This is a genomic window from Bartonella sp. MR110HLJHH, assembly GCF_042194225.1.
GTDB classification, from domain to species: Bacteria; Pseudomonadota; Alphaproteobacteria; order Rhizobiales; family Rhizobiaceae; genus Bartonella; species Bartonella grahamii.
Genome location: NZ_JBHIMQ010000021.1, coordinates 1 through 8,180 on the forward strand (window position 1 = coordinate 1; position 8,180 = coordinate 8,180).

The 8,180-nt window shown below is 42.4% G+C and carries 7 protein-coding genes and 1 pseudogene; all 8 read left to right on the forward strand.

Going from position 1 to position 8,180, the window contains the following annotated elements:
• The first annotated feature begins 142 nt into the window (after window positions 1-142).
• Window positions 143-850: a hypothetical protein gene (locus ACFIKB_RS08470; protein ID WP_375647772.1), complete on the forward strand. Its 708-nt coding sequence runs from the start codon at window positions 143-145 to the stop codon at window positions 848-850.
• A 1-nt stretch (window position 851) separates the two neighbouring features.
• Window positions 852-2,309 (forward strand): hypothetical protein, encoded by a 1,458-nt coding sequence (locus ACFIKB_RS08475; RefSeq protein WP_375653298.1) that lies wholly within the window; start codon window positions 852-854, stop codon window positions 2,307-2,309.
• A complete protein-coding gene (locus ACFIKB_RS08480) occupies window positions 2,309-2,734 on the forward strand; it encodes a hypothetical protein (protein ID WP_375653300.1) in 426 nt (141 codons plus the stop codon). Before ACFIKB_RS08475 ends, ACFIKB_RS08480 begins: the two co-directional genes overlap by 1 nt.
• A gap of 1 nt (window position 2,735) precedes the next feature.
• Window positions 2,736-3,674, forward strand: a complete 939-nt coding sequence (locus tag ACFIKB_RS08485; RefSeq protein WP_375653302.1) for a hypothetical protein — start codon at window positions 2,736-2,738, stop codon at window positions 3,672-3,674.
• 24 nt (window positions 3,675-3,698) lie between these two features.
• Entirely contained in the window at window positions 3,699-5,135 is a 1,437-nt protein-coding gene (locus ACFIKB_RS08490) for a hypothetical protein (protein ID WP_375653304.1), read from the forward strand.
• Complete coding sequence (locus tag ACFIKB_RS08495; protein WP_375653306.1) at window positions 5,132-7,393, forward strand: hypothetical protein; 2,262 nt, start codon at window positions 5,132-5,134, stop codon at window positions 7,391-7,393. Before ACFIKB_RS08490 ends, ACFIKB_RS08495 begins: the two co-directional genes overlap by 4 nt.
• On the forward strand, window positions 7,393-8,040 hold the full coding sequence (locus tag ACFIKB_RS08500) for a transglycosylase SLT domain-containing protein (protein WP_375653308.1): 648 nt from the start codon (window positions 7,393-7,395) through the stop codon (window positions 8,038-8,040). The genes ACFIKB_RS08495 and ACFIKB_RS08500 overlap by 1 nt, the downstream gene beginning before the upstream one ends.
• Window positions 8,041-8,052: 12 nt before the next feature.
• Window positions 8,053-8,180: pseudogene (locus ACFIKB_RS08505) on the forward strand (phage tail protein); the annotation flags it as partial.

The following is an 8,180-nucleotide window of genomic DNA, read 5'->3' on the forward strand; positions in this document are numbered from 1 at the left end:
ATATTAGCAGCTTTTCTGTCTTTAAGTTTTTCTAACCAGTTATCGAATTCATCTGTTGTTTTTATTATCGCTACCATCAGTGCATTATAATACACAAAATATATAATATCAATAGTAATAATTTTTACAGAAAGGTATTTTGATGACACGTCATTATATTCGGGTTAAGACCGGAGGACCGATACCAGTAAAGCGAGATGTTTATCGCCATAAGAGAACACTTTCGCACCTTGTGTCGGTCATCCAAGATGAGATTGATGACATAGCCGATGAGTATGTTCATCAAATCCAAGAAAGTATTTTTGCAGCCATTCGTTTTTGTGAACGAGAGACCTTTTACTTTAACGAAAGCCGTGATGTGGTGTTTGAGACACGGGCGGGACAAGGTGTTTATGATGCAAGCACTACCAGCCATATCGAAAGTGCTGTTAAAATCAAAAACGTTTATCTGAGTTCTGATCAACATCATAAGTTTGCCTTGGAATGTAAGGACCATGTTTCTTTAGAGCCTTTGTTATCATCAGAGCAGCAAGGAACGCCGATTTGTTACAGTTATTTTGATAGGAAATTACATCTTTATCCCACGCCGGATAGAGCCTATCAGATTCAACTCATTCTCTCTCCATTGCGTTTATCAGAGATAGAGAGTGTTGATGAGGAGCATCCATGGTTTGTGCATGCCTTTGATTTGATTAAGGCGCGTGCAAAATACGAACTTTACAAGAATATCCTTAAAGACCCCGATTGTGCAACGGCAGCTTACAATGACTTTAACGAACAGTTGCATGAATTGCGTGCAGAGACGTCTCAACGTCATAACGTGACCAGAATAATGCCAACGGATTTTTAAGATGGTTTATTTTCCCATTGCCGATTACAGACCGGATGTTGCGGTTGTCAACGGCAGTTTTACGGATAGCCTTGTGAATGTTTTGCCGGCAGATGGCGGTTACATACCCATGCCTAGTGCAATGGTTGTTTCTAATCCTTTGGAAGAAAAGCCCTTGGGTTCAATCGCCTTTAGAAGCGGTAATGGTGTAAAGATAATCGTAGGAGGCAAGCAAAAGCTTTACAGTTATGATAGTCAAACGAAAGGTTGGAAAGACATAAGCCAAAGTGGTGTGACCTATCATGCGCATGAGGATAATCAATGGTCGTTCGCTTTGTTTGGTCAAAGAATTATTGCGGTGAATAAAAATGATAAACCACAAGTTTTTAATACCCATAGTTCTGAACGATTTGAAGATTTAGGAGGCAATCCGCCGAAAGCAGGCTTGGTGAAGGTTTGGGGACCTTTTGTTTGTTTGATGCAATTGACAGATCACCCCAATCGCATTCATTGGTCTGGTTTGGAAGATGCAACCCATTGGACAGTTAAACAGAAAGATTGCGATTTTCAAGATTTTCCGGATGGAGAATATGTTCAAGGGGCAACAGAATCCACCAATCCCCTCATTTTTATGCGTTCTGCTATTTATGCAGGAACCTTTGTTGCGGGTTCTAAGATTGTATTTACGTTTCAAAAGATACAAGACAAGCGAGGAGCCCGCAGTGCAGCCTCTATAGCATGTCGAGGGAGTGATGCTTTTTTTGCAGGTGATGGTGGTTTTTATCAGATGAGTTTGGATGGTCAACTTTTACCGATAGGTTTTGAAAAGGTTGATAGAACGGTTTTTAAAACATTTGATAAGTTTGCTCTTGATGAGATGCAAGGAGTTATAGACCCCATTGATAACCGGATTTATTGGTCCTTAAAAAGAGGCAATAACGAACAAACCACCTTTGTTTATGATTGGGGCTTGCAGAAATGGTCGACGCTACAGGGAAAGATTTTCACGTTGTTTCCAGTGTTTACAACAGGTTATACTTTAGAACAGTTAGATGAGATTTCGCTCAATCTTGAGGCATTGCCTGCTTCTTTAGACAGCCCCCGTTGGCAAAGTGGCGCTCCAATGCTTGGTGCTTTTGATGAAAACAATCGGCTTGTTATGTTTACAGGAGCCCCGATGGAGGCAACGGTTGTTTCGCAAGAGATGGGGGCGCCTGATGGAAGTTTTAACTTTATCACGAAAATGTTTGCCGAAGTTGATACAACACAAGGTCTTTTAAGCATAGGGGAACGTCGTCTTCGCAATAATCAGACGCCGATCACATGGCATAAGGAGAGGGTGTGTTCGTATGTCACGGGCGCTTATCATGGGCGTTCGCGCAATCGTTATCACCGGTTTAAATTGCGCATTCCTAAGAATGAACCTTGGACGATGATTACGGGGTTTAATGTGGATTTACGTCCTTTTGGTAGAGGCTAATGGCAAAAGTCTTTTTGACCAGTTCTTGGGATATGGAGCGTATAGCCCCTTATCTTGAAGAGATTATTGCATCTTTTAGAGAGTATGTAGAGCGTTTTAAACATGAAATTACGTTGCAAGAACTCATTGAATCTATTTGCACGGGGAAAAAACAGTTATGGCTTGTTTTGGATGATGAAGAGCGATTTTTAGCGGTCGTCACGACCCAGATACAACAGACAGTTTTAGGAAAGAAGCGCGCGCTCATTTGTGAATGTAGTGGGAAAGGTGTTCTTGATTTGGTTGACAATTTACAAGTTGCAGAGGATTGGGCGCGTGAGAATGGCGCTTTTGAAATGGAGATCTTGGGTCGTTTGGGTTGGAAACGTGCATTGGACAAGCAAGGTTACAGCATAGATATGCTTTATTACAGGAAGGAATTGTGAAATGGGGAGCAAGGCACCAGCAACAACAGAACAAAAGCAGGTACAGACAAGCGCCCCTCCTGCTTGGATGGAGAATGTATTTAAGCGTGGGGGTAGGGATGCGTATCAAATGTATGACACAGGGATTGGGGGTAATGTTTATGGGGGACCGCGTGTAGCACCGTTAAGTGCTCAAACCACCCAAGCCATAGGTGGTCTTGGGAGTGTACCATTGCACTATCAAAATCGCTCTTTGATGAATACAATCTATAATCCAACGTCGGCAGCCATGAATCTTAGACATATGGCTTCTGGTGGTACGGTTGGACAGAATCCGTCTTTTAATGCCGCCCTTCAAAATAGCTTAGACCGTGTAAGAGATACGATTAACAGTTCTTTTGCAGGTGCGGGTCGTTATGGGTCCGGTGCACATGCAGGTGTATTGGCAAATGAACTTGGTGCTTTGTCCACAAGTGCTACAGCAGACCAGTATAATCGTGATGCGGATCGCATGATGCAAGCCAATGCCATGATAGACCAAGCCAATCAAAATCAGTTGGGAGCCTCAAATAACTTTTTACAGGGTTATGGCAATGCCTATTCCAATGCCATACAGGGGGGAGGTGTGCTTGATAATTACAATCAGAGAGTTGTTGATGCCAATCGAGAACGTTGGCTGGAGCAAGACAATAGCGGCTGGAATAAGTTGAATATGCTTATGAATGCCGGTCATGGTTTTGCAAGGAACTACGGTACAACGACGAATAATAATACAGCCTCTATGATGCAAGGCAATAACCCATGGAAAAATGTAGGGGCTATAGGTTCTCTGGCACTTCAAGCAGCACCGATGGCTTTTGGTTATATGGCAGGTGGTCCAATGGGAGCAGCGTTGGCAGGAGGAGCATCCAAGTTTTTTTTAAATTACATGAATCAAAAGAAAGCTCTGGAGAATAATTAAAGAATAGTTTTGTAGGAGAGTGTGATGGTTGCACCGATAATACCAATGGCTTTAGTAACAGGAGCGAGATTTGCACCGCATATTATGAGATATCTTTATCCCAGAATGGCTCCAAAAGCGGTTACAGGGGCGCAAAGATTTGGACAATTCATGAAAGCAAGTCCAAAGAGTACCATAGCTACTGGAGGGGCAATGACTCTCGCCCCTTTGATGGCACCAGAGGAAGTACATGCTCCAAACAACCCCTATTTACAGAATATGCAGCAGCCATATGGACCATTTATGCCCTATACGGCTCCTAAAACGGAAATGCCTCTTGGTGTAGGAAATCATTCCCCTATGCCAAATGCACTGGAGGACGCTCCACAAGAACTTAAACCTCATGTTAATGAACAAATGCAACCCCAAACGCAACCATTAGCGCCCGCAACCCCAACACCGCCTCCTGAACCGACAGATTTAGATAAATTTTTACAGTCCAATACTTATAAGTTTTTTCAATCAGATGCGTATCAGAAGCTCAAAGATCTTTTTGCAGGTATGGCGGCAGCACCCACAGATGGTTCTGGATGGGATGCGCTTGCAAGTGGTGTGAAGCATCTTAATGAAGGAGATAAACAAAGAGGGCAGGTTAACCAGACTGTCGATTATTTAAAGTCCAAAGGCTACAGTGATGAAGAAGCTGCTGTCATGGCACGGAATCCTCAAATGCTTAGTGCATTGCTAACAGGTGATACTTCTAAGTTACCTCTGGGGCATCAATGGTATACCAATCCACAGACAGGTGAACGTGAAGCGAGACCGATTAAAGGGTCTCTACAGGAACTTGAGTATAATCAGAAAAAACGAGACATAGAAGAGTGGGAAATAAATAAGAGAGAGGCCGCTGATAGAGCAGCATATGAAATTAATAATACCGTGGGTGCAATTGATAAGGCTCTTGATATTATAGAGAAGAATCCCAAACGGGCTACAGGTACGATTGGTTCTGTAGCTCAACTTTTACCAGCGACTGATGCAAGAACTTTAAAAAATCAATTAAAACAACTTGAAGGTGGTATCTTTAATCAAGTGATTGCAGGGATTAAAGCACAAAGTAAGAATGGAACCGTAGGTGTTGGACCGTTATCTAATGAAGAAAGCAGGCGAATAGTAGAATCTTATGGTTCTTTAGATATTAGCGATAACCCAGAAGAATTATATCAAAGGCTTTTAAATATTAAATATATGTTTGATCGTTTTAAAGAACTGAATGATGAGGAAGTTTATAGGTTATCGAGAGGAATGGAAGTAAGACGGCGTAAAAAAGGCGCTTCTCAATCTTTTACTAATCGGTCGATGTCACAAGGAGATTTTTCTAATTTACCAGTTGTAAATAGCGGAGAAGAAGTGGATCGTTACCCCATAGGGACACGTCTTGGTTATGGAGATTTAGTGGTAACTAAGGGGAAAATAAAATGATGCGCAACAAACATTACCGTATTGGTGATCGTGTACCAGAGCTTGGTGATGATGTTTATGTAGTTGGATATACTTCTGATTATAGACGCAATCAAGGAAATAAAACAACAGAGAATGCTTCACCTCACAAATACCGTATTGGTGATCGTGTACCAGAACTTGGTGATGATGTTTATGTAGTTGGATATACTTCTGATTATAACAATCGTTCTTATGAAAATGTTTCAGCGCCTCCAGAAATCACGCAAAGTGAAGCCTTTTGGAATTCTTTAAAGCATGGTCTCAGTTTTAATTTAGATGATGAAGTTGCAGGGATTACAGCGTTGGGACGCGATTCTGATGATGATTGGGCAATACCGTCTTTTATCAGGGGGATGAAAAGATATTGGTTATCAGGAGATAAGAAATACGAAGATAAGTACGATAAAGTTGCCAATGAATTACGCGATTATCAACGTAGGATGAGTGATACGCATTATTGGACGTCTTTGGGTGGAAATATTTTAGGGTCTGCTTTACCTTCACTTGCAACTTTAGGAGCAGGGGCGGGAGCATCACTAGCGGGGCGAGTAGCGCCTCATGCTACTTCAAAATTAGGTCAACTATTCTCGAAAGCCATACCAACACCGGTAGGCGCGGTAGGAAAATACGTAAGTGGGAAAGCAAGCCCATTTGTAGGTATTACGAACAAAACAACATTGCCGCATTTGCTTAAAGTAGGAGCGGCATCTGGTGCATTACATGGGGCAGGTGAAGGTGAAGGATTAGGTCATACACTTCAAAGTGCAGCCCTTGGTGCAGGTTTTGGAGCGGGAGGTGCGGCAGTTGGGAGTGTTGTTGGTTCTGGACTTGGTTCAATTGGGCGTGCGGTTGCAAGATCTGTTTTACCCTCTCATGTAAATGGTGTTCCAAAAGAAACATTAAGAGAAATTACTAAGCATTTAAGCAATGATACTGCTGAAGCGCTTGGGAAGTCTTTTCATAAGGCAGCAAGCCCTGATGATTATGTTGTAGATCACAGTCCTATCTTACAGGATCTTGTTTTTGAAATTTCAAGAAAAAATCCGGATGCTTCTCTTGATTTTATCCAAAGAGCCGGAGCGAGAGCGAAGGGAGGGGGAGAACGTATTCATCAGGCAGTCGATGAACATTTTGTTCCTCATCAAAATGTTGTAGGTTTAAAAGATGATCTTATTGCAAGTAAGAAAGCAGCAACAGAATCTCTTTATGGAATAGCAAAAAAGACACCGATAGGGGAAAAATATTATGGTGCTCTTAATGAATTAATGGAGCGCCCCTATTTCAAACAAGCTTATGATCAAGGGTTAGATGAGTTCACGAGTGGTGGGAACAAAGTCACCCCGTTTTCTTCTAAAAAGTTTAGTCTTCTCAAGGAAGAACCGAACATGGGGGTTCTCCATGAAACACAGCGTAAGCTTCGTTTTATGATAGATACAGCAAGAAACACGGGAGATGATAGTAAAGTTCGTACTTTAGTAGGCATCCGGAAAAAATTATTAGAGATTATGGATGATGTATCGTCTGAATATACGAAGGGACGGGCACTGTATCGTAAATATAGCTCACATGTAGATGCTATGCGTGAAGGAGAGAAAGTCCTTAGCAAGGAGATTAATAAAGATAAATTCAGTAAAATTTTGGGTGGATTATCAGAAGGCGAACAAGAATACTTAAAAAAAGGAGCAAGAGCAGAACTTCTCGAAAGTATGACGCAAACAACAGATCACGTTTCGAATGCGAAGCAAATTTTTGATACAGATGATCTTTATGAGAGGTTTGCAAAGACTTTTGGGTCCGATAAAGCTGCTGCTGTTAAGAAAGCTGTCGATAGAGAAGCGAATTATGCTGATCTTTATAACAGAATACCAAATCGTATAGCGGATAAAGAGATAGGTTTTTCGCATAATGTAAGTGTGCCAACGGGTAAATTTGATGCTGCTATGCAAGCAGGAAAAGCTACTCTGAAAGCGTCGTACATTCCCTTTAAAACAGCAGCTTTGAAAGAGCGTCAACGCATAGAAAAGGACGTCGTCAAGTTGTTAACAGGGGGAACAAAGTTTTCCAATGATGAAATCGTCAATATCCTTCAAAGAATGGTGCAGGCGCAACATAAAGGATATGTGACTAAAGAGTGGGTGAAACAAGTTTCTGCTGCTTTATTTGGAGGGGGAGGAAAAGCATTTGCGGGACAATTTAATATGCTGAGTACACCAAGTCAGAAGAGGGTATATAACTGATGACCCGCTATAGTCCTTCTATTGATCAAGCGATACGTCAATCAGCATCACGCTATGGCTTGCCAGAGAGTTATTTATACCGTGTTGCGCAAGTGGAAAGTGGAGGGAATCCGAATGCAAGGAATCCCTACTCTTCTGCTGGTGGGTTGTATCAATTTATCGATAGCACCGCCAAACAATATGGTTTGCAGGATCGTTTTGACCCCATGCAAGCGGCAGATGCCATGGGGCGGTTGACACTTGATAATCGCAACCATTTAAGCCGTCTGTTGGGGAGAGCGCCTAGTGAAGCGGAATTGTATTTAGCACATCAACAAGGGGCAGGGGGAGCCGCGCGGCTTCTTCAAAATCCCCATGCCAATGCGGCGCAAATTGTTGGGAGCAATGCGGTTGGTTTGAATGGTGGTAACAGTAGCATGCGCGCCGGTGATTTTGTTAACCGTGTATTACAGATGTACGGAGGGCAGCCTTATAGAGCAAGCCCTGTAGCGCAGGGTGGCATTAGAAATAGAGACAACTTGTTAGAGGTTTTAAGGGCATTATTAGCATCACAAGAAGAGGCTTCGGAAGAAGAAGAGAGTGATGATGATAATCCTTTGATGACGCAATTCATGCGGGCGTTTTACGGACCGTTTTACCGGAATTAGGATTTATGAGAGATGTCAACGATCTATGATTGGTCGCTTAGAGCGGCGGATAATACGCGCGTAGATGATTTGATTGATTGGTCCGAAGGACAGCATCCTAGCAGTGTGAACACGAGCGCCCGTGTGATGATGCAGCGCGT

Excerpts from the sequence above, each read along its gene's own strand:
- ACFIKB_RS08470 (WP_375647772.1), top strand. The coding sequence starts at position 143 with ATGACACGTCATTATATTCGGGTTAAGACCGGAGGACCGATACCAGTA.
- ACFIKB_RS08475 (WP_375653298.1), top strand. The coding sequence starts at position 852 with ATGGTTTATTTTCCCATTGCCGATTACAGACCGGATGTTGCGGTTGTC.
- ACFIKB_RS08480 (WP_375653300.1), top strand. The coding sequence starts at position 2,309 with ATGGCAAAAGTCTTTTTGACCAGTTCTTGGGATATGGAGCGTATAGCC.
- ACFIKB_RS08485 (WP_375653302.1), top strand. The coding sequence starts at position 2,736 with ATGGGGAGCAAGGCACCAGCAACAACAGAACAAAAGCAGGTACAGACA.
- ACFIKB_RS08490 (WP_375653304.1), top strand. The coding sequence starts at position 3,699 with ATGGTTGCACCGATAATACCAATGGCTTTAGTAACAGGAGCGAGATTT.
- ACFIKB_RS08495 (WP_375653306.1), top strand. The coding sequence starts at position 5,132 with ATGATGCGCAACAAACATTACCGTATTGGTGATCGTGTACCAGAGCTT.
- ACFIKB_RS08500 (WP_375653308.1), top strand. The coding sequence starts at position 7,393 with ATGACCCGCTATAGTCCTTCTATTGATCAAGCGATACGTCAATCAGCA.